The following is a 20,852-nucleotide window of genomic DNA, read 5'->3' as shown; positions in this document are numbered from 1 at the left end:
CACCACGCGTGCGGCATTGCCGCAGTAACTGCGCTTTCCACTCTTTGGGGCGACGTATGACAACACACGGTGCGACCACGCAAGGCAAGTTCCACAAGCGACTGAGCCTGACCGACCTGACCTTTATCGGCCTGGGTTCCATCTTCGGCTCGGGGTGGTTGTTTTCCGCAAGCCATGTGTCTTCGATCGCCGGGCCGGCCGGCATCCTGTCGTGGATTCTCGGCGGCATTGCGGTGTTGCTGCTGGGGCTGGTGTATTGCGAACTCGGTGCTGCACTACCGCGCGCCGGCGGGGTGGTGCGTTACCCGGAGTACTCGCACGGTGCCTTGCTGGGCTCGTTGACCGGCTTCATCACCTTGATCGCATTTTCCAGCCTGATTGCGATCGAGGTGGAGGCCGCGCGGCAATATGCGGCAGCGTGGTTTCCGTGGCTGAGTCAGCCAGGCAGCAGCCATCCCAGCGTGTGGGGTTGGTTGGTGCAGCTGGCCTTGCTGCTGCTGTTCTTCGTGCTCAACTACTTCAGCGTCAAGACCTTTGCGCTGGCCAACAACATCGTCAGCATCTTCAAGTTTCTGGTGCCGATCCTGGTGATCGTGCTGCTGATGAAGCACTTCAACGCAGACAACCTGAGCGTGCATGGATTCGCCCCGTCGGGCATGGCCGGGGTGGAAGCGGCGATCTCCGCCGGCGGCATCATCTTTGCGTATCTGGGGCTCACCCCCATCGTGTCGGTGGCCAGCGAAGTGCGCGACCCGCAGCGCAATATTCCCATTGCCTTGATCCTGTCGGTGGCGCTGTCCACGGTGATCTACGTGCTGCTGCAACTTGCCTTTCTGGGCAGTATTCCGGCGGCACAACTGGCGCAGGGCTGGAGCGGCATCGACAAGGCATTTTCGCTGCCGTATCACGACATCGCGCTGGCCTTGGGCATGGCATGGCTGGCGGCGCTGGTGATCTGCGATGCAATGGTCTCGCCCAGCGGCACCGGCAATATCTACATGAATGCCACGCCGCGCGTGGTGTATGGCTGGGCACGCAGCGGTGGATTTCTGCCGGTGCTGACGCGGGTCGACCCGGCGTCGGGGATTCCGCGTCCGGCGTTGTGGTTGAGCCTGGGCCTGTCGATCTTCTGGACGCTGCCGTTCCCGTCATGGGAGACGCTGATCGGCGTGGTGTCGGCGGCCTTGGTGCTGAGCTATGCGGTGGCGCCGGTGACGGTGGCCGCCTTGCGGCGCAGTGCGCCGGACTTGCCGCGGCCGTTCTATGTGCGCGGTTTGACGGTGTTGGGGCCGGTGTCGTTCATGGTGGCGGCGTTGATCGTGTACTGGTCCACCTGGCCCACCTTGTCGTGGCTGCTTGGCCTGCAAGTGCTCGCCTTTGTCCTGTACGTGCTGTACCGGTTGCCATCGCGCGAGGGCAGGGCGCGCTTGCTGCGTCAGGTGCGTGCGTCGCTGTGGTTGATCGTGTTTTTCGTGCTGGTGATGGCGGTGTCGTGGGCCGGCACGTTTGGCGGCCACGGCTGGATCGCGCATCCGTTCGATACGCTGAGCGTGGCGGTGATTGCGTTCTTCATCTATCACTGGGGCGCACGCAGCGGCTTGCGCAGTGACGAACTGGCATTGGAAGAAGACGATGGCGAATGACGCCTGGCGTCATGCATGGATAACGCGGACCTCGCGCGTCATCGCCGCCTGCATGCTGTTGCTTGCGGCCACTGCGCAGGCGGCGCCCAGTGTGGCCGATTACCAACGCTCGCTCGGCCAGCGCGCGCGCTGGAGCACGTTGACCGAGAACGTCGCCTGGCCAGCGCAATGGCAGGACGACGGCACGTTCTATTACCGTAAGACCGTGCCTGGCGGGTTCGCTTTCATCCGCGTGGACGTTGCCACCTTGCAAAAGCAGCCGGCCTTCGACCAGGCGCGCGTTGCGCAGGCGCTGCAGGCCGCCACTGGCAACGCCTACGCAGCGTTGGCGCTGCCGTTCGAGCAGTTTGTGTACTCGCAGGAAGGCACGCGTGCAGACGGCGCGATCGTGTTCGCCATTGAGGACACTGCGTGGCGCTGCACCTTGACCACGTATCAGTGCGCGCCCGACGCCCCCAGCCGGCAGCCGCAGTTGCAGCAGCGGCCACGCGGCTTTGGCGTGGTGCGCGACCCGGACGTAGCGGCCGATACCACGCCGCGCCGCTCGCCCGACGGGCAGTGGGAGGCGCTGGCCGATGGCTGGAATCTGGTCGTGCGTCGGGTGGCCGATGGTCACCTCGTGCAGCGTACCGACGATGGCCGCGCCGAGGATTACTTCGATCCGGAAAGCATTGCCTGGTCGCCCGATTCGCAGCAGCTGGCGGTGTATCGGGTGCGGCCGGGTACTGCGCGCCGGGTCACCCGTGTGGAAGCCGCGCCGGTCGGACGTCTTGAGCCGGTGGTGCACACCCAGCTGTATCCCAAGCCGGGCGATGCGGTGGATGTGGAACGGCCGGTGCTGCTGGCGGTGGATGGCACACGGCGCGTGGTGGACAACGCGTTGTTCCCCACACCGTATTCGTTGTCGCCGCTGCAGTGGCGGGCGGATGGGCGCAGTGTGAGCTTTGAGTACGTGCAACGCGGGTTTCAGCGTATGCGCGTGATTGCGATCGATGCCGCCACAGGGCAGGCGCATGTGGCAGTGGGCGAGGACGCACGCACGTTCGTCTATGCCGACCGCAGCTTTCGCCATGAGGTGGATGCGCATGGCGACCAGATTCTGTGGATCTCCGAGCGCGACGGTTGGCGACATCTGTATCTGTACGACGGCCACAACAGCACCATCATCGAGCAGGTCACCCAGGGGCCCTGGGTGGTGCGCGATGTGCTGAAGGTCGACGATACGCAGCGCCGCATCTGGTTCACTGCCAGCGGTATGGATGCCGGCAAGGACCCGTATGACCGTCAGCTCTACAGTGTGGATTTCGACGGGCGCAACTTGACGCGATTGACCACCGCCGATGCCGATCACGACGTGGCGATTGCAGACGATGGCCGGCACTACGTCGATGTCTACTCGCGCCCGGATCTGCCGCCGGTGATGGAGCTACATGCCATCGATGGCCGGCTGTTGCAGCAAGTGGAACACGGCAACATCGACAAGTTGCTTGCCGCAGGCTGGCGTGCGCCGGAAACTTTCGTCGCCAAGGGCCGCGACGGTCGTATCGACATCTGGGGCATGGTGGTGCGGCCGCGCGATTACGACCCGCACAAAAAATACCCGGTGATCGAAAACATCTACGCCGGTCCGCACGACTCCTTCGTGCCCAAGACGTTCTGGCCGTTCGGCTATCACTCCGGCGGCGACAAGCAGATCGGCATGCAGGCGCAAGCGGATCTGGGCTTCATCGTGGTGATGATCGACGGCATGGGCACCGCCAACCGCTCCAAGGCCTTTCATGATGTGGCGTGGAAGAATCTGGGCGATTCCGGATTCCCAGATCGCATCGCCTGGCATCGTGCACTGGCGGCCAAAGATCCTTCTTACGACATCAGTCGCGTCGGTATTTACGGCGCTTCTGCCGGTGGGCAGAGCACCTTGGGCGCGCTCGAACGCCACCCGGACTTCTACAAGGTGGGCGTGGCGTTCGCCGGTTGCTACGACAACCGCATGGACAAGATCAGCTGGAACGAGCAGTGGATGGGGTGGCCGGTGGATGCCAGCTATGCCGCTGCCTCGGGCGTGGCCAATGCGGCCAAGTTGCAGGGCGACCTGCTGCTGATCGTCGGCGAGCAGGACAGCAATGTAGATCCTGCCTCCACCGCTCAGGTGGTGGATGCCTTGATCAAGGCCGGCAAGGACTTCGACCTGCTCAACGTGCCGGGCGGCGAGCATTCGGTGGGCCGCTCCAGCGGGCCGATCGACTATGTGCAACGTCGCCAGTACGACTTCTTCGTGCGCCACCTGCTCGGGCAGCCCACGCCGCACTGGAATTCATCCACCCCGGAGGCTCGCTGATGCTGTTTGCCCGTCTATCCGCCATGCGCCGGCGTGGCCGCGCGGTTGTCTGCCTGTGTGTGCTGTCGTTGCTGGCAGGTGCGATGACACCGGCAGCGTGCGCTGAAGAAATGCCACGTTTTGTCAGCCAGAACGGCCGTCATGCGGTCTTTGTCGATGGTGCGCCGTATACGATGTTGGCCGCGCAATTGCATAACTCCAGCGCATGGCCGGCGGTGTTGCCGCAGGCACTGGATGACGTGGTCGCGCTGCATGCCAACACCGTGGAAGCACCGGTGTATTGGGAGCAGTTCGAGCCTGCGCCGGGCCATTTCGATACCACCAATGTGGATGCGTTGATCGCCGGCGCACGCAAGCGCGGCCTGCGCGTGGCACTGCTGTGGTTCGGCAGCTGGAAGAACGGCCAGATGCATTACGTGCCGGAGTGGATCAAGCGCGACGAGACAACGTATCCGCGCATGCGCGATGCCAATGGCGAGCCGGTGGATGTACTGTCGCCGCACGTGGATGCCAATGTGCAGGCCGATGCGCGTGCGTTCACTGCGTTGATGCAGCATCTGCGCAAGGTCGATGGCGACCGCCATACGGTGATTCTGGTGCAGGTGGAAAACGAACCCGGTGCCATCGGCACGGTGCGCGACCACGGCCCGGCCGGCGAGGCGGCGTTTGCGCAGCCGGTGCCTGCAGCAATCGCACAGGCGTTGGGCAAGCCACAGGGCAGCTGGCAGCAACTGTTTGGTGCCGATGCAGCGGAAGCCTTCAATGCGCATGCCACCGCCGCGTACATCGAACAGGTGGCCGCGGCCGGCAAGCGTGCGTATCCGCTGCCGCTCTACGTCAACACCTGGCTGCGCTACAAGGGCAAGCGCTACCCGGGCATGGATTACCCGTCCGGCGGTGCCACGATGAATGTGTTCGCACTGTGGCGCGCGGCCACGCCGTCGATCGACTTCATCGGTACCGACATCTACACCAGCGATTACAACGAATACACCAAGGTCATCGGCCAGTACGCGCGGCCGGATAATCCGGCCTGGGTGTCGGAGACCGGCTTCGAAGCGGCGACGGCGCCGTACCTGTTTCATGTGCTGGGGCAGGGCGGGATCGGGTTTTCGGTGTTCGGCATGGACGGCAACCCGGATAGCGACGCCAATCGCGCTGCCGTCGCTGCGCATGCGGCCAATTTCAAGTTGTTGGCGCCGCTGCAACGCATGCTGGCGCAGGCCGCCTTCGATGGACGGCTGCAAGGCATTGCCGAGCAGCCCGGCATGCCGCAACGCACCCTGCGCTTTGGCGATTGGCAGGCCAAGGTGTCGTTCGGCGCGCCGTTGTGGGGCGATGCGCCGGCGATCCTGCCGGGCAACGACGACCACGGCGGGCGGCTGCTGGTGGCGCAGCTGGGGCCGGAAGAGTTCTTGGTCACCGGCATGGCCGCGCGCATTGAATTTTTCCGCGAGGCGGCCGATAACCGTCATGGACAACTGTTGCGGGTAGAGCAGGGGCGGTATGTCGACGGGCGCTGGCAGGTGGAAAAGCAGCTCAACGGCGACCAGACCGACTACGGGCTCAACTTCGGTCGCGGGGGTCCAGCCAGCCAGGAACCGGTCGTGCTGCGGGTGCGCGTCGGTTCTTACTGAGCCTTGCTGATCGTGTCGTTGCCGCCCTTCGCATGCTGTCTGCAACACGTTGGGCCTTGTTTGCATCCACTTACCGCCACACCGGAGCCACCATGAGCATCAGCAGCATCGCCAGTTCCGGAATGCAGGTCGCCGCGCTGCGTCAGCAGGTGGCCGCCAGCAATGTGGCCCGCCAGCCGGTAGAGGGCAGCCCGCGTCAGGCTGTCGCGGCCAGCACGCAAGCCAATGGTGGAGTGTCGGCCAGCGTGGTCGATGCGTCGTCCGATCCGTCGGCTCCGGTCACTGATCTGGTCGACGGGCTATCGGCACGCAACGACTTCCAAGCCAACGCCGCTGCGCTACGTCGCTCCGACGAGATGTTGGGTAGCTTGTTGGACGTATTGAGCTGAGAGCTCGGAGTGGACGACGGCCGTTGTCGATTTAATGCACGGCTGCCCGTTTGATGCCGTGCTTGGCGAGACTTGTCTGCCACTTCGCTGCAGGGCCCTTGCCCACCCACCATCGCGGGACACGCCGCAAGTACGTCCCTGTAGGCGCTTACGCGGCATCCATGTCGCGTAAGGTCCCGCGACGGTCGGCTGGCAAGGACCAATCAAGAGTGTCGGTGTGCATGGTGCAAGCAAGGCATGACGCCTGCGTTCGGATAACGGCGCGTTTTGTCATCCTTCCAACGCAAGCAGATCAACGGCCACTTCGCTGCAGGGCGCTTGCCCGCCCACCATCGCAGGACACGCCGCAAGTACGTCCATGTAGGCGCTTACGCGGCATCCATGCCGCGTAAGGTCCCGCGACGGTGGGCGGGCAAGGACCAATCAAGAGTGTCGGTGTGCATGGTGCAAGCAAGGCATGACGCCTGCGTTCGGATAACGGTGCATTTTGTCATCCTTCCAACGCAAGCAGATCAACGGCCACGTTTGTAAGAAAGCAACCTGTTAACTCTGCTTGCAAGAAAGCAACCGATTCACTCTCTGGTGCGGTGTTCTCACCGATTGCGGGACCGTGTGGCGGCATGGATGCCGCCACCGAGCTTACATGGAGGTACTTGCGGCGTGTCCCGCGAGCGGTGAGGACACCGCGCCCTCGACTGACTAGGCTCCTGACTTTGAGCGTCATACTGAAGTCGTTTTACTCACTTGCCCTCATTGCCCAACACCTGCGCTGCATCGACGATCTCCACGCCCTGTAGCTGTCCCAGGAAATTATCGAACCAGGGCTTGTGCGTGGCGCCCACCACCGCCAGCACGCGTGCGCCGGGTTGGTCGGCAAAACTGGCGCGCACATTGGACACCATGCGCAGGTTGCGAATTTCCCAACCGGAGACGTAGCGATAGCCGTAATGTTGCGGTGAGTTCTCGCTCAACGCCGCGCGGAAGTCCACATCGATCGACAACTGCTGGTTGGCCGGCAGGTTGATCGCGCGGTATAGCTCCAACAGCTTGCCTTGCTGCGCCAGCTGTTTTTTCTGCGCGAGCATGGTGCTGGCGCGCGGCGCGGCTTTTTCCCAGGCCCCCTGGACGGCAGTACCGTAGGCAGCCGGGTCGTCCACCTGCACGTTGTCGCCGGTGTGATCGTCGACCGGGTAGACGCGCTGCAGGCCCAGCCGTACTGCCAGCGGCACGGAGATCAGGCTACTCTCGTCCTGGCGCTGTTCCGCAGCGCGCAGCCGCGCGACGAGCGCTGTATCCAACCCATCGCCAGCGCGTTGCTCTGCCTGCGCAAGCTGCAGCCACTGCACCAAGGCAGACGACGGATCGCCCGATGCCAGAAACACTGCAGCCAGCTGCCGGCGCTGCGCCGGCGTCGGCGCGCTGGGCCAGCTCTTGAGCGTTGCACGCACCTTGCCGATGGCGGCCGCCACATCCAGGCCGGTCGCACGTGCTGCGTCGTCGACCTTGGGACAATAGGCCGCACTGTCTTCCGGCAGATACACCGTAGGATGCCGCCGCATCAGATCGCAGGTTTCGCCCGACAGATCCTCCGTCGTGATGATGGTCGGCTTATAGGCCGCCAACCGGTCCAGCAATGGTTGCAGCCGTGCTGCACTGATGTCGCTGCCTTCCGGCAACTGCGACAAGTGCACGCTGCCAAGCACCAGCACCTGGGTGCGTGGCGCAGCCATGTCCGCGTCCAGTTGCGATAGGTCCACGTGTGCCTGCGCGATGCCCGGTGCGATGAGCGTCAGCAACACGAGGCACAGCCGGCGGGGGCGCAGCAGGGCGGTCAAGACGGGTGCTGCGACGGAACGCGACGCTACTGCGTCGACGCCGTTCGAGGTGCAAGGTACTGGTGGCTGCATGACGGTCCTTGTACGTAATCGCATCCGCGCTGCCGCAAGCGTACCCTGCGGCAGTAGATGTGCAGCGAGTGTGGCCGATACCGCAGGCATCCAACCCGGCCGGAAAGTCACGCCGCCAAATGGCAGGGGGTCCTGCGGGCATGCACTGCGTCATGCTTGCTCGATGCTGGAGCATCGACCGCAGGTCGCTTCAAACGCCGCGTGCAAAACTCGATGGTCACGTCTGGCAAGTCTTGACGACATGCGCTGAGAGTGGCTACCAAAACGTCGCGAGCAGTCGTCAGGTGGGTGTGGACGGCGCGGAGGAACCGGAAGGTACGGAGTGGTACATGCCGCACCGAGCACCGGCCGCGCCCGCCTGGCGGTGAGCACAGTCGTTTTGTTAGCTGCCCTAAGCTGCGTGTCGACTGCTAGCGCTTCGTGCACATCGCCTGCGCAAGAACCGCACCGCGACACCGGCAGTTTGCGGTGATCGATGTGGTTTATCCATCGTCGGCATACATGATCGATTGCGATGTAACGCAGCCGGAACGCATCGGCTATGCGGCATGCAAGATGCCAGGGAGCCAAGCAACGCAGCCAGTCCGCCGGCGCCACTGCATGCCTCAGATCTTGCGACCGGCGCCATCATTGTCTGCGTGCCGCAAGGCTGCGGCAGGCACCACCGCGCACATGCCAGTGAATCGGTCTGTATGCAGATTTCCGCACCCGCGTCGGACCACTGCCACAAGACGTGGCGGGTGCATGCGCGCAGGATGCGGTTACGACCACCCAAGGGCACGACGATGGACCGGAGAACCTTTCTGCGGCAAGGCATGGCAGCGACCGCAGCCGTGGGGGCCAGCGCGGCGCTGGCGGGTCACGCGGTGTCGACCAGCGCGGCCGCGCCGCCTGCAGCATTACGGCCGCGCCTGGAGGCATTGCCTTCAGCCGCGCAGGTGGGCAGCAAGCTGTGCAGTTTTGAACACCTGCAGCAACAGTGGACCGTCTACGAGCAGCTCGACGACTCGCAGGGCCAGCTCACGCTGTGGACCGACGGCGGCATGTTGCGCCTGGACAAACGCACCGAAGCTGCCTACCCGGCGGCAGGGGCGCCGTACTTCGGCATGCCGCTGGCGCAGGTCGCCATGGCCGACGCCGATCTGCTTGCTGATCGCTTGCTGCGTGAGGGCGACCCGGACGAGGCGCAGGTGCGCGATGTCGCGCCACCGCCGGCGTCGTTGCTGGACCCCAAGGACAACGGTGGGCGCTGGCCGTGGACCACGTTTGTTGGCACGCGCGAAGCGCTGGACACCATGCCGATCTTGCCCAATGGCCGCAGTCGCACCTCGCGGCCGGAACATGCCTTCACCGAACTTGGCGAGGAGGCGCTGATCAAACGGCGCGAAGAAGGCATGCTCGGTGGTTGGATGCCGGCGGTGCGCAAGGTGATGCGCCGCGAGGGCGAGGCCGATGCGTGGTACGACGTGCTGGTATTCGCCGATGTGCGCGCGCCCGACCGCTTTGTGGTGCAAACCTGGCACCGCACCATGCAGGTCCGCGGCGGGCAGATCGTGGCGGTGCACTACACGCACAGCTATCCCGCATTCGGCACGCTGCGCACGCCGGCCACCGCGGAGCAGTTTTATGCGGCGCTGATCGATTTCGCGGCGTACTGGCAACAGGCATTGGACGGCACGGTGCAGGCGCACCTGCCCGATGCCAGCTGGAATGACATGGCGCAGTTCGCGTTCGCACGCGAGCTGGTGGTGCGCCCGGGGGGCGACTACCCGAAGTACGGCGCGGTGGAGCGCGACTACTACGGTAACGAGTACGACGGCTTTCAGGACACCTTTACCAGTTCGCTCTACGCCAATCTGGAATGGGGCCGCTTTGCCCAGGCTGCTGCAGTGCTCGACAACTATTTCGATGCGTTCGTGCAGGACGATGGCCTGCCGAACATGCGCGGGCCGGAGGTGGGGCAGTTCGGTCTGACCTTGTCGTTGCTGGCGCGCTATCTGCGCTATACCGGCGATGCGCTGCGCTTGCGCCGATTGCTGCCCAAGATTGCGGCCACCGCGCAGGTGTTGTGCGCGTTGCACGATCAGGCATTGGCATTGCCGCGCAATGCGTCCGGGCACGGCCTGCTGCATGGCTGGAACGAATCGGATGCGTGCCTGTTTCCCGATCCATCGCTGTGGTGGAAGCCGTATTACGCCAACAGCGCGCTGACCGTTCGTGGCTGGGAGGACATCGCGCAGGTCTGGAGCACGCTCGGTGGCGATGCGGCACAGGCAAGCCAATGGCAGCGCCGCGCGAAGCAGTTGCGCACACGGCTGGAAGCCAGCCTGCGTGCCAATGTGCGCCGCGATCTGTCGCCGCCGTATGTCGGCCCGCTGCCGGGCACCAAGTTGACCTTTCGGCAATCGTTGCTGCGGGAAAAACCCAGCGAGCAGCAGTGGCCGCATCGTGCCTACGCCGAGTTGCTGCAGGCCGATGTGGTGCCGGACGACCTCGCCCATCTGGTGATCGACTGCCTGCGCGGCCACGGCGGCACCAGCATCGGCGTGGTGGCGAATATCGCGCCACCGGAGCCGGGTAGCCGCGATCTGCTGGGGTTTATTTCCTACGGGTATGCGCAACAGCTGCTGCGGCTGGATCGCATTGAAGAGTATCTGTTGTTCGTCTACGCGCACCGCTATCAGGTGCACACGCGTGGCAGCTGGACGGCGGGCGAAGTCAGCGGCATCACCGGCGGCATGCCGTTGTTCTGCATGCCGGCGCAGATGACCATCCCGTTGTTGTTGCGCTGGATGCTGGTCAGCGACGACAGCGCGGGCGAGCAGTTGTTTCTTGCGCGTGCAGTGCCGCGTGCATGGCTGGCCATCGGCGAGGCGGTCGGTGTTACTGCGGCGCCGACACGTTGGGGCACGGTCACGTTGACCTTGCGGACCGACACCGCTGCACGCCGTATCGATGCACAGGTGCAACTGCCCGAGCGCGCTCCCAAGCGCACCTGGCTCACGCTGCGTGCGCCAACCGGCACGCGATTGCAACGCGTACTGGTCGATGGACAACCGGCGCGTCTGCAAGGCCCGCATGCGGATCGGGTGGCGGTGTCGCACGGCGTCGCAGCGGTGCAGGTACAGGCCTGGTACGTGTGACGCACGTCGCTGCAATGCCGTCATCGACACGCGGCGCGATCTGAGCGCGGCGATCGGCACCGATCGCCGTCTACGACGCTAGCGGCAACAAGGTTACTTTTGAGGGCGTGTGCAGTGGTCTTGCCATCACGCTGGGCGTGAAGCGAGCAATCCCGCGACCGCGTTGCCATCAGGCGCGTGCATGCGATCCGGCATGTATCAGGTGTACGCGATAACCGCTTGCCATGTGTCACCGTGCTTTGTGTCGAAATTATGGCAAAAGCATGTGAATTTCCGCACGAGTGCCGGATAAATTCGTCAAGACGCCAGCGCGGCATTGTCGCAAGCTTTTTTCTGCGTGGCCTGCAATTCTTGGTCGCGCGCTCTCAGGGGGAGAGCAGCAACGTCGCCGTCCTGTCTGGCCAGTTGCCGTTTCGTACGGCAGTTCGCTGGTGTCGTCTTTGTCGTGATCGATCTCTCATCTTGCGCTGTTGCAGTGCGGCTTCGCCGTGCGCGCAGGTTGGCCGTTGTCCCCATGAAAGCACAAGGAATTCCGATGTCGCCCAGCCGCTCCGCCAAGCTGTCGCAGTGCCTCGTTTCCAGACGTCATCCGTTGGTCAAGGCGATCGTCCTGGGCTTGTCCATCGTCGCCGTGCCGGCGCTCGCACAGCAGCGCAGCGCCGACGACGATGTCACCCAGACCCTGGATCAGATCAACGTCACCGGCACCCATCTGCGCCGCGTGGATGCCGAGACTGCCAGCCCGGTCATTGTGGTCGACCGGCAGCGCATCGAAGATAGCGGCAAGAGCACGCTCGGCCAGTTGCTGCAACAACTCCCGGCCATGTCCGGCTTCATGCCGGGCCCTGCGCTCAACTCCGGTTTCAGTCATGGCCGTGCGCTGGTGTCGCTGCGCAATCTGGGACCCGAGCGCACGCTGGTGCTGGTCAACGGCCACCGCATGGCCGGACCGGCCAGCAGCGTGGCGTCGGCACCGGGCGTGGACGTCAACGCCATTCCGGCCTCGATGGTGGAGCGGGTGGAAGTGCTTACCGACGGTGCCTCGTCGGTGTATGGCTCCGATGCGATCGGCGGGGTGGTCAACATCATCCTCAAGGACAAGTACGACGGCTTTGCCGCCACGGTCGATTACGCGCAGAGCACGCATGGCGATGCCAATAGCCGCACGCTGGGCCTGGAGTGGGGCAAGACCTGGGACCGCGGCGGGGTGATCCTTGGGCTCAGCCGCAATTCGATGAACCCGGTGTTCAACCGCGATCGCAGCTATGCCGCCAGGGCGGTGGAGTTTCTCGACGGGCAGGTCAGCGAGATCCGTGGTGGCAACACGCGCGCATTCCTGAGCGATGGACGCAGGCTGACTCCGGCCGACGGCGTGCCGCCCGGACCGGTCGACGCAACTGCCTTCCGTCCCTACCAGCCTGCGACAGACAGCTACAACGTTTACGACGCGCAATACCTGATCACCCCGATAGAGCGCACCAACGCATCGCTGCACGGCAGTTTCGAATTCACCCCGAACGTGCAGGGGTATATGGACGTGTTCTGGACGCGTAGCAAGACCACCTCGCGGCTGGATGCGTTCGGCATGGAGATGCAGGATGCGGCCAGCAATTACTACAACCCGTTCGGCGATCAGCTGGACCGTTATCTGCTGCGCTCCACTCAGGCCAATACGCGCGTCTATACCGCGACGATGTTCCAGACCAATATCGTGGCCGGCCTGCGCGGGCGCGTGGAAGGCACCAGTTGGCAATGGGATGCGGCGGCAGGCTACGCACGCTACAAGGACACGTTGGTACGCACGGGCTTCTCCATCACCTCGGCGTTGAACAACGCCACCGGCGCCTCGTTTCTGGACAGCGATGGGGTGATCAAGTGCGGCGCGCCCGGTGCGGTGATTGCCGGCTGTACGCCGATCAATATCTTCAACCCCAGCGATCCGGCGACCATCGCGGCGCTACGCGGCACCCAGCGGCCGGTGGATCTGATCGACGAGAGCCAGATGCGTTTTGTCGACATCAGCGCCAACGGCGATCTGTTCAAACTCCCCGCCGGTGCGGTGCAGGCAGCGGTGGGTCTGGTCTATCGCACCAACAAATTCGCACAGGGCACCACCAGCGAGGTGGCCGCCGCCGATGCCGACGGCAACTGCGATTACAACGATGGCTGCATCCTCCGGCAGGGCCGCGACGAATCGGTGCGCGAGGCCTATGCCGAGTTGCTGGTGCCGTTGCTCAAGGACGTGCCGTTTGCCAGCAGCCTGAATCTCAATCTGGGTTCGCGCTATTCCAAATACGATGCCTGGGGCAACACGACCAACAGCAAGGTGGCTCTCGAATGGCGGCCGATCGCCAATGTGCTGGTGCGTGCCACCGGCTCGCAGGTATTCCGCGCGCCCGCGCTGGGCGATCTGTATGGCTCGCCCTATAACGCGGTAATCGACACCACCGGCGATTTCGAGGACCCATGCAACGGCTATGCCGGCGCCGCGCCTAATCCGGCCTGCGCCAATGTGCCCAACGATGGCAGCTTCACCAATACCGCTCAGTTCAACGTGGTGACCTCCGGCGCCAACAATCTCGGTTTCCAGCTCAAGCCCGAGCGTGGCCGCTCCTACAACATCGGCGTGGTGTACGACCCCGACCAGGTGCGCGGCCTGTCGCTCAACGTGGACAGCTGGCGCGTGGTGCTCGACGACATGCTGTCTGGCGTTGGCGAGCAGCAAGTGGTCAACGATTGCTTCGATGGAAGCGAAGCAGCGTTCTGCCCGCTGATCCAGCGCGACGCAGCCGGGCAGCTTACGCGCGTGTCGGTACCGTTCGCCTACAACAGCGGCAAGGTGGATATCCGCGGCTACGATGCGGGCATCCACTACACGCTGGCCGATACCGCGTGGGGTAATTTTTCTGCCGGTCTGGATGCGACCTTCTTTTCCGATTTTCGCTTCGCTGGCGAAACGCACAACTACGTCGGCGAAAATTCCAGTTGGGGCAATATGCCGCGCTGGCGCGCGGTGGCCAATCTGGCCTGGGACAAGGGCCCATGGCATGCGAGCTGGAACACCCGTTACCTGGGCCGCACCGTCAACGGCAGCCAGTACGACAACTTCTGCGCCGACACCAATGCCGATGGCAGCTGCCGCTATTTCCCGATCGGCTCGGTGGTTTATCACAACGTTTCACTGAGCCGCAAGCTGGCGTCCTTGCACAGCACGCTCGCCTTGGGCGTGGACAATCTGGGCAATCGCACACCACCGCAGTTTTACAGCTACTCCAACGCAGCCAATACCGACGCGACCACCTACGACACCTTGGGTCGCTTCTTCTGGAGCCGGTTGCGTGTGGAATTTTGAGCGCGACACGCGGCGCCGGTATCGCGGTGGAGCATTCCCGCCGCCGATGGCGGGCGCCGTGCAGCACGTCTGCACTAATCACGCGAGGTTCGTATGGCCGCGCCACGCTTCGCATTCTCGCAACGTGCTCTGTCGCGGGCGCCTATGCTGATCGGCTGCCGGCACGTCGAGAGAGCTGCCGCGCAGTGGAGGCGCTGCCGAGGCGTGCAGCGGTGAACGAGATGTGGCGAGCGGTCTTCAGCGGAGCGTGCACGGTGCGGAGGAACCTGCATGTCCAAGTGCTCCATCTGCACCGAGCATCGTGCGCGCTTACCTGGCGGTGAGCGCAGTCGGTGGGTTGGTCGCTCTTCTTTCAGCGCATGGTGGTCGCAGCAGCGGTGTGGTGCGTGCCGCTGGTCGCAGACAGACCATTCCGATGCCCCGCACCTTGCAGAGAGCCGCTCCATGCGTCGTTCCTTTTTGATGACATTCGTGTGCCGGCATAGACGCTGGTTGCGCGCCGCGCTGCGGTCCGGTGCAGCCGCCGCGTTCTGCGCGGGTGCAGTTGTGGGCATGCCCGTAGGCATCGCCAAGGACATGCAGGAGGCACCGGTGGCCGAGGCCAATGCGTCGATCGGCGATCCGCGTTTTCATGGGCTGGAGCATCCGCTGCCCGACAGCGGCGTGGCCTTCGCACCTGGTGGGCAGCTGGCGCGGATTTACGCGGCCGATCGCGCGCGTGGGGCAGGGCAGGCCGCGGGCAACGATTTCTGGATCGATCGCATGCTGGTGCGCGAAGGCACCGGTGGCGGCTTCGATGACCAGAACGACTGGCTGTTTACGCGTGGGCGCGCGGCGTTTCTGGCCACGCATCACCCCGAAATTCCCGGCTTCGTCGGCCAGGTGGCGTACTGGCATACCACCGATTACGACGCGCTGTTGCGCATTCTTTCCACGCAAGGCGAGCGCGCGGTGCAGTGGAGCGAGCGCTCGCAACAGCGTCGCCAGACGCCCAGCTATTTCAGTACCGTGTTCGAGGATGCAAATGCGGGCGTACGGATGCGCCTGGTCAAGTACATCACCGAGCAGAATGTAGCGGTGGCCAGCATCGTACTGTCCAGCCTGGACGGTGCAGCGCATACGTTGTCGGTGCAGGCGCTGTCGCCGTTGGCGCAGCATGCCGATGGCAATGCGTTGACCGGCGCCTTCGATGCCTACAACGCGATCACCACGGTATTTCCGCGCCTGTCCGGCGATGGCTTTCGGGTAGATGGCAAACAGCTGGTGCGCGAAGTGGCGGTGCCGGCCAGCGGCGAGGCGCCAGCGCTGAAACTGCAACTGGGCCTGCTCACGCACGAGTTGCCGCAGGCGCAGGCTGAGTACACACGCATCGTTGCGCAGTCGCCGCAGCAGGCCTACCAGGAGCACGTTGCCAGCTATAACCGCTGGTGGGTGGATAACGTGCCGTATCTGGATACGCCGGATGAGAACATCACCAAGAGCCTGTTCTATCGCTGGTGGACGCTGCGCTTCAATTTTCTCGACGCCAACGTGCCGGGCAACGATTACCAGTTTCCGGTCGCCATCGAGGGCGTGCTGGGCTACAACAACGCCATCGTGCTGACCACCGGCATGTTTCTGGACGACCTGAAATATCTGCGCGACCCGAGCTACGCGTATGGCAGCTGGCTCAGCGCAGGCGAGACCGCGGGCGGCGGCAAGTACACCGACAATCCCGGCTCGCCGGAAAACTGGTCCAACTCGTACGCGCAATACATCACCGCCGCCGCATGGCGCGCGATGCAGCTGCATGGCGGCTCGCCGGCACTGGCCGCAAAGCTGGCCCGCTACGGCAGCGGCGATGTGGACGGCGTGCTGGCTGCCTACGATCTCAACCACAACGGCCTGATCGAATACGACTGGGCAGCGATGACCGGCAACGACGCCGATGCGGTGTCGTTCGACTGGGCGGCCAAGCACGGCGAAATCCGCATGGATCGCACCGAGAGCGCTTACGTCTATGCCAACGCGCAGGCAGCGGCGCAGGCGGCGCAACTGGCCGGCGACAGCGCAACCGCGCAACGCATGCAGGCCACCGCGCAACGCATCCGCCAGGCGGTGCTGGAGGTGTTGTGGCAGGACCACAGCGACAGCGCCGATTCGGTGGGCCTGCACGGCGAGCTGCTCAAACATCGCCAGGCCAAGGGACCGTGCCTGCCGGTGGACTGGAAGGAAACCAACAACTACTACCCCTTCAGCGTGGGGCTGATGCCCAAGCAGGGCGATGCCGATCACGACCCCAAATATGCGCGCGCCTTGCGCTTGTTTGCGGATGCAGCGCAATACCCGCTGTTTCCGTTCTACACCGCCAATCAGGTCGATCTGCAGGCGCGCAGCAGTGGCGCCGATGCGGGCAGCAATAATTTTTCCACCATCAACGCGACGGTTGCATTCCGCTTGCTCGGCGAGGCGCTGCGCGATTACCCCAGCCCGTTTCTGAGCGCGCAGAGCTACCGCACGCTGCTGTACTGGAACGCATGGGCGTCCTACATCGACGGCGACAACCGCTATCCGGATCAGAACGAATTCTGGGCCAAGGGCAGCGCCAGCAATGGCGGCAAGATCGCGTACCGCTCGTGGATTCACCACACCCAGCTGGGTGCGACAAATTTCACCATGATCGAAGATGCAATGGGCCTGCGTCCGCGCAACGACGACAAGATCGAGCTATATCCCATCGACATCGGGTGGGACCATTTTGCCGCCGACAATCTGCGCTACCGCGATCGCAATCTGAGCATCGTCTGGGACCGTGATGGGCGCCATTACGCGGGCAGGGCACCGCAGGGCTACAGCGTGTATCTGGATGGCACGCTGGCGTTTCGCGTGGACCGGCTTGCGCATGTGATCTACGACCCGGCCAGCGGGCAGGTGAGTGCGGCGCCCGATGCGGTCAATCGCAACGGCATGGTGCAGGTGCTGGAGGCGCATCCGACGCAGCTGGCGTCGATGGCGCAGGTGCCGATCGCTGCGGATGCGCGCATCGCCGAACTGCTGAGCAAAGCCGGCGTGGATGTGACGCTGCCGGCCACTGCCAACCACAACCTTGCACAAGGCGCACAGGTCACTGCGAGTTTTGCTGCGCCAGGGTTTGCCGCCGCTGCGGCGGTGGACGGCAGCACGGCGAGTACGCCGTTCTGGGGCACTGCCGGCTCGCCGTCTGCCAGTGACTGGATCGCCCTGGATCTGGGCCGGCCCCGGCAAGTGGATCAGGTGGTGCTGTATTTCTATCGCAGCTCCTCACCTGGCGGCCAGCAGCATGGCTTTGCGTCCGGCACCTATCCCGGCTATGCCGCGCCGTGGATCTACGTCGTGCAGTACCAGGATGGTGCCGGCAACTGGAAGACCGTTCCCGGGCAGGTGCGCGATGCGGCGATCGCCGTCGGCAACCGCAACCGGGTGCGCTTTCCGACGCTGCGTACGCAGGCGCTGCGCGTGCTGGTGACCCATGCCGGCGGCGCACGCACCGGCATCAAGGAACTGCAGGTGTTCGACAGCGGCCTTGCCGCGCCTGCGTTTGCCGGCAACGCGCCGCCGCAGGTGCAGGCGTGGCAGCTGGACGATGCCGGTGCGGGTGCCGACGGCGCGGCGATGGTGAACGGCCGGGTGGGCGATGACGGCTTGCCCAACGCAGCGTTGCAGGTGCGCTGGCAGATGCTGCAAGGCCCGGAGGGTGGCGATGCGGTATTCGCCGATCCGGCCGCGCTGCAGACCGCGGTGCGCTTTACGCGCCCGGGTGCTTACACGGTGCGGTTGGCGGCCAACGACGGCGCGTTGGACGGTCATGCCGATGTGCAGCTGCTCGCGGCCGCCGCGCCGGTGCTGCAGCGCGTGCCATTGCACGAACTGGCCACGGTCAGCGCGCAGCTCACCGGCGCGCAGTACCGCGTGCAGGCGCTTAACGACGGTGTCATTCCCGCGGTGGGCAGCAGGCCGAAGGGCAGCCGGCGCTGGGGTAGTTACGGCAGCGAGCAACCGGCCACGCTCTGGCTGCAATACCAGTGGCCGCGGCCGGTGCGTCTGTCATCCAGCACGCTCTACTTCTGGAACGACCAGCCCCGTGGCGGGGTGGCCGCACCTGCCAGCTGGACATTGCAGGCACTGCAGGATGGCCGCTGGCACGACATCGTCGCCGACGGCGGCTACCCGATTGCCACCGCTGCGATTGGCGCGGCCAGCACGGCCCGCTTTGCGCCGGTCATCACCACCGCCGTGCGTGCGGTGCTTAGCACTCAGTCCGGCGCCGACGGGCGCATGCCCATCGGCGTGGACGAATGGCAGGTGCACGCAGAGTTGCCCACGCGCGTGGAGGCAATCGATCTGCGCACCGCACCCGGCCAGCTGCCGGTGTTGCCGCAGCAGGTCGACGCCTTCTTTGCCGATGGCAGCGTGCTGCTGGTGGCGGTGCAGTGGCCGGATCTGTCGCTGCAGCGGCTGGGCAGCGAAGGTGCGGTGGAGCTGCAGGGGCTGGTGGAGGGCGTGCTTCCGATCAAGGCCACGGTCTGGGTGCGCGCCACGCCGCCAGCGCAGATCAACACCGTGCAGGCCTTGCCCGAGGTGAGCGCCGTGGTGGGGCAGGCGCCCACGCTGCCGAGCGTTGTGAGCGTGCAATACAACGACGGCTCGCGCGAGCGCTTGCCGGTGCAATGGCCGGCGCTGGCGCCCGCGCGTTACGCGCAACCTGGGCAGATCGGCCTGACCGGCACCGCGCAGGGGCGTGCGCCGACCGGGGTGGTGTCGGTTCCCCTCAGCGTGCAGATCAAGGCGGCCAGTACGCCGGCCCAGCGCCAGGGATCGACCCCATGACCGGTAGTGTCGCCCGCATCTTGGCGCTGGCCGCTGTGTTGTCGCTTGCTACGGTTGCCGCGCTGGCCGCCGACGCTTTGCCGCCGCAGGGCGTGCAGCTGCATGCACCGGGCAACCCGATCCTCGCCGACGGCAGTACCTATTCGGCCGACCCGGCACCGCTGGTGGCCGACGGCAAGCTGTACATCCTGGCCGGGCGCGACACCGCGCCACCCAACCGCAACGATTTTGTCATGCCTGGGTGGCAGATGTTCGTCAGCAGCGACCCGGCCAGCGGGCAGTGGACGCATTACCGCGACCTGCTACGTCCGCAACAGGTGTTCGCCTGGGCCGACAAGCGCTATGCCTACGCCGCGCAGATCGTGCAAGGGCCCGATGGCCGTTACTACCTGTATGCGCCGGTCCAGCAGCGCAACGCGCCCAATCCGGATCCGTTCGCGATCGGCGTGGCGGTTGCCGACAGTCCGCTTGGTCCGTGGACCGATGCTCATCCACAAGGGCCGGTGGTGTCGCAGTCGGTGCCCAACCGCAACGCCATCCAGAACATCGACCCCACCGTGCTGGTCGACGACGATGGCCGCGTGTATCTGTACTGGGGCACGTTCGGCGCGCTGTTCGGGGTGGAGCTGGAGCGCGACATGGTGACCTTCAAGGGAACGCCGGTGGCGGTGGAGACGCTCGACGGTTACTTCGAAGCGCCCTGGCTGTTCAAGCGCAACGGCACCTACTACCTGGCGTATGCGGCCAACAATGCCGGCCGCGATTCGGCATGTACGCCCACGCTGTATCACGCGTGCATCGCCTATGCGAGCGCGCCGACGCCGCTGGGGCCGTGGACCTATCGCGGCATCGTGCTGCCGCCGGTGTCCTCGACCACCTCGCATCCGGGCATCGTCGCCTTCAAGGGCCAGTGGTATCTGGTCTATCACACAGCCGATGCGCAGGGCGGCGGGCATTTCCGTCGCAGCGTGGCGATCGATCCGCTGCAGTGGGACGACAGCACCCAGCCGGCCAGCATCCGCACCGTCGTCCCCACCCGGCGCCCGCAGCCGGCGCTGCCGCCACAACGCAATCAGGCGCCGTCCGCCGTGGCCACCGCGTCCAATGGGCCGCAGATTCCGCTGCAGTACTGGATGGCCGCACTCAACGATGGTGTGGTCAAGGCCAATCCGCTGCCGCCGCAACTATGGGGCAGCTGGACGCCGGACAATCCGCCCCGGCAATGGATTCAATACAGCTGGGCGCAGCCGGTCACGCTGGACGGTACGCGCGTGATGTTCTGGGCCGACCATCCGGCCGGCGCGCAGATCGGTGTGGCGCCGCCGGCGCGCTGGCATCTGGAATACCGCCAGGGCGGGCAATGGCATCCGGTGCGCACGCGCGACCGCTATGGCACCCACACCGATCGTTTCGAGGCGGTGTCGTTTGCAGCAGTCACCACGCGTTGCGTGCGTCTGGTGATGGAGGCCTCCGGCGGCCCGGACAGTTACGCCGCGCTTGCCGTGCAGGAGTGGGAAGTGCTGGCGCCGCAGCCGCAACGTCTGCCGGTCGCCGGCGATGCCGATAGCAGCCGCTGCGATGCGCCGTGAGCGTAATGA

General features: G+C 65.0%; 9 protein-coding genes and 1 other RNA gene. 8 read left to right on the top strand and 2 right to left on the bottom strand.

What is annotated here, in order from left to right:
• The first annotated feature begins 56 nt into the window (after positions 1–56).
• The 4 genes from ACZZ0O_RS18865 to ACZZ0O_RS18850 all read left to right on the top strand — a co-directional run bounded on the left by ACZZ0O_RS18865 (position 57) and on the right by ACZZ0O_RS18850 (position 6,007).
• Entirely contained in the window at positions 57–1,643 is a 1,587-nt protein-coding gene (locus tag ACZZ0O_RS18865; protein ID WP_115554020.1) for an APC family permease, read from the top strand.
• Positions 1,633–3,981: a S9 family peptidase gene (locus ACZZ0O_RS18860; protein ID WP_463591533.1), complete on the top strand. Its 2,349-nt coding sequence runs from the start codon at positions 1,633–1,635 to the stop codon at positions 3,979–3,981. The genes ACZZ0O_RS18865 and ACZZ0O_RS18860 overlap by 11 nt, the downstream gene beginning before the upstream one ends.
• Positions 3,981–5,618, top strand: coding sequence for a DUF5597 domain-containing protein (locus ACZZ0O_RS18855; protein ID WP_463591532.1), 1,638 nt, complete (start codon positions 3,981–3,983; stop codon positions 5,616–5,618). Before ACZZ0O_RS18860 ends, ACZZ0O_RS18855 begins: the two co-directional genes overlap by 1 nt.
• A 92-nt stretch (positions 5,619–5,710) precedes the next feature.
• Entirely contained in the window at positions 5,711–6,007 is a 297-nt protein-coding gene (locus ACZZ0O_RS18850) for a flagellar basal body rod protein FlgC (protein ID WP_115513263.1), read from the top strand.
• A 740-nt stretch (positions 6,008–6,747) separates the two neighbouring features.
• On the opposite strand, the gene ACZZ0O_RS18845 is transcribed toward ACZZ0O_RS18850, so the two are convergent.
• Together ACZZ0O_RS18845 and ACZZ0O_RS18840 are read right to left on the bottom strand one after the other, a co-directional pair.
• Entirely contained in the window at positions 6,748–7,914 is a 1,167-nt protein-coding gene (locus ACZZ0O_RS18845; RefSeq protein ID WP_463591531.1) for a DUF5694 domain-containing protein, read from the bottom strand.
• A gap of 254 nt (positions 7,915–8,168) precedes the next feature.
• A non-coding RNA gene (locus ACZZ0O_RS18840) (sX9 sRNA) lies at positions 8,169–8,245 on the bottom strand.
• 454 nt (positions 8,246–8,699) lie between these two features.
• Between ACZZ0O_RS18840 and ACZZ0O_RS18835 the strand changes: the two genes are divergently transcribed.
• The 4 genes from ACZZ0O_RS18835 to ACZZ0O_RS18820 all read left to right on the top strand — a co-directional run bounded on the left by ACZZ0O_RS18835 (position 8,700) and on the right by ACZZ0O_RS18820 (position 20,843).
• Positions 8,700–11,057 carry a glucosidase family protein gene (locus ACZZ0O_RS18835; protein WP_463591530.1) on the top strand — a complete coding sequence of 786 codons (2,358 nt, stop codon included), beginning with the start codon at positions 8,700–8,702 and terminating at the stop codon, positions 11,055–11,057.
• Positions 11,058–11,592: 535 nt separating this feature from the next.
• Positions 11,593–14,409 carry a TonB-dependent receptor plug domain-containing protein gene (locus ACZZ0O_RS18830; RefSeq protein ID WP_463591529.1) on the top strand — a complete coding sequence of 939 codons (2,817 nt, stop codon included), beginning with the start codon at positions 11,593–11,595 and terminating at the stop codon, positions 14,407–14,409.
• 444 nt (positions 14,410–14,853) lie between these two features.
• Positions 14,854–19,254 carry an Ig-like domain-containing protein gene (locus ACZZ0O_RS18825; RefSeq protein ID WP_463591528.1) on the top strand — a complete coding sequence of 1,467 codons (4,401 nt, stop codon included), beginning with the start codon at positions 14,854–14,856 and terminating at the stop codon, positions 19,252–19,254.
• The gene (locus ACZZ0O_RS18820) at positions 19,251–20,843 is read left to right on the top strand and encodes a family 43 glycosylhydrolase (RefSeq protein ID WP_463591527.1); all 1,593 of its coding nucleotides are present in this window, start codon (positions 19,251–19,253) and stop codon (positions 20,841–20,843) included. The genes ACZZ0O_RS18825 and ACZZ0O_RS18820 overlap by 4 nt, the downstream gene beginning before the upstream one ends.
• The last annotated feature ends 9 nt before the right edge of the window (positions 20,844–20,852 follow it).

This window comes from Xanthomonas sp. AC360, from assembly GCF_979258225.1.
Note: the sequence above shows the minus strand (reverse complement) of the source record. Positions and strands in the feature narration are given on the sequence as shown.

What these genes read in the sequence shown, in the direction of transcription:
- ACZZ0O_RS18855 (WP_463591532.1), top strand. Translation starts at nt 3,981, where the DNA reads ATGCTGTTTGCCCGTCTATCCGCCATGCGCCGGCGTGGCCGCGCGGTT.
- ACZZ0O_RS18825 (WP_463591528.1), top strand. Translation starts at nt 14,854, where the DNA reads ATGCGTCGTTCCTTTTTGATGACATTCGTGTGCCGGCATAGACGCTGG.
- ACZZ0O_RS18850 (WP_115513263.1), top strand. Translation starts at nt 5,711, where the DNA reads ATGAGCATCAGCAGCATCGCCAGTTCCGGAATGCAGGTCGCCGCGCTG.
- ACZZ0O_RS18845 (WP_463591531.1), bottom strand. Translation starts at nt 7,914, where the DNA reads ATGCAGCCACCAGTACCTTGCACCTCGAACGGCGTCGACGCAGTAGCG.
- ACZZ0O_RS18835 (WP_463591530.1), top strand. Translation starts at nt 8,700, where the DNA reads ATGGACCGGAGAACCTTTCTGCGGCAAGGCATGGCAGCGACCGCAGCC.
- ACZZ0O_RS18830 (WP_463591529.1), top strand. Translation starts at nt 11,593, where the DNA reads ATGTCGCCCAGCCGCTCCGCCAAGCTGTCGCAGTGCCTCGTTTCCAGA.
- ACZZ0O_RS18865 (WP_115554020.1), top strand. Translation starts at nt 57, where the DNA reads ATGACAACACACGGTGCGACCACGCAAGGCAAGTTCCACAAGCGACTG.
- ACZZ0O_RS18820 (WP_463591527.1), top strand. Translation starts at nt 19,251, where the DNA reads ATGACCGGTAGTGTCGCCCGCATCTTGGCGCTGGCCGCTGTGTTGTCG.
- ACZZ0O_RS18860 (WP_463591533.1), top strand. Translation starts at nt 1,633, where the DNA reads ATGGCGAATGACGCCTGGCGTCATGCATGGATAACGCGGACCTCGCGC.